Here is a 1,223-nt window from a genome sequence, read left to right as displayed (position 1 = left end):
GCAGAATATTGATTTGCAATTACATCTGGAAGCATGTATAAATCGGCTTGCGGATTATTGGTAACATTTCCTTTAGGGAAAACTCTTTCTGCCATAGGCAATGTTATCCAACTTCCAACTTCGCTTCCTCCAGCATAAGTTTCATTTTGATTAGAATTAGGACTGTTTTTTCCATCAACATCAATTCTGTATTTTAATTCGGCTTTCTCAATACCGCTTACATCATAAGCAAAAGTATATACCGTAAAATCGGCAGAGTTTAAGAAATCTTTATAAGCATAAGGAGCTCCATATCCTTTTTCACCAGGATTGTAAGGCCAACGTTGCGGAATAAATACAGATGGTTTCGTTGCATCAACTCCAGGATGGGCATCTAAAGTTGGTTTTGCAAATTGCACACATCGATTAACAGCAAGAGTTGTTTTTATTTCAAGATCTTCAGCTAATCCATAATAAGCATTTCCGCTGTCATATCCAGCCATTAAAAAATGCCATGCTTTTTCAGCAGGACTTACTGCAGAGGTCGGATTTACAATTTCGCTCATTCTAAGATTGTTGCCTTCCAATTGTTCAGCCATAATTGCGTGGTTTTCTCCAGCAGTTGTTATCGCTTGATTCATCATATCTTCGGTCCAGCCATTCGGATTGAATTTCTTGCTAACAGGATCGTAGAAAGGCCAAAGCCAATTGGTAAACTGCGGATGTCCAAAATCTCCATCGGCATTTACCCACGCTCCATCTTCAACGTGCACAACCGCCGATTCTGGAACAGGATTATCATATAGATATTGTGGAATCGTAGTAGCGATGTTTCCATTTGCAGAAGATGCATGAGAAAACCCTGTTACTGACTCATTGTAATAAGACGATCCTCCACCCCAAGCATTATCTCCATCATGAGCAAATAAGACCAATGGAGGCCTAGGCGAAGTCGATGCTTTTGCCACAATTGGAGCAATTAATGAAGTGCCTATTGTAGCGTATCCATCTTCATAACTCTCGTAATCTGCCATTGGAACCACAGTGATTTTATATTCTTGAGCAGTTTCTGGATCAACATATTTCGCTTTATATGGAAGATAAGAATAAGGTACAGCAAACTGTCCGCCACGGGCATCTTTTTGGGCAGAGAACCAAGTTCCTCCAAGTGTTTCAACCTGATCTGCTTTGTTTGGAAGATCACACATGGTTCCGCCAGAGCCATATTTTATAGGATAATCGGC

1 protein-coding gene is annotated in these 1,223 nt (G+C 40.3%); it reads right to left on the bottom strand.

Going from position 1 to position 1,223, the window contains the following annotated elements; all coding sequences use genetic code 11:
* Window positions 1-1,223 (bottom strand): hypothetical protein (locus tag B3J44_RS12450; protein ID WP_286968700.1); only part of this gene is annotated, 1,223 nt, incomplete at both ends.

Origin of the sequence: Flavobacterium sp. UBA4854 (assembly GCF_002399805.1) — a bacterium.
Lineage (GTDB): Bacteria > Bacteroidota > Bacteroidia > Flavobacteriales > Flavobacteriaceae > Flavobacterium > Flavobacterium ginsengisoli.
The sequence above is the reverse complement of the archived record's forward strand: the minus strand, read 5'-3'. Positions and strand labels throughout refer to the sequence as shown.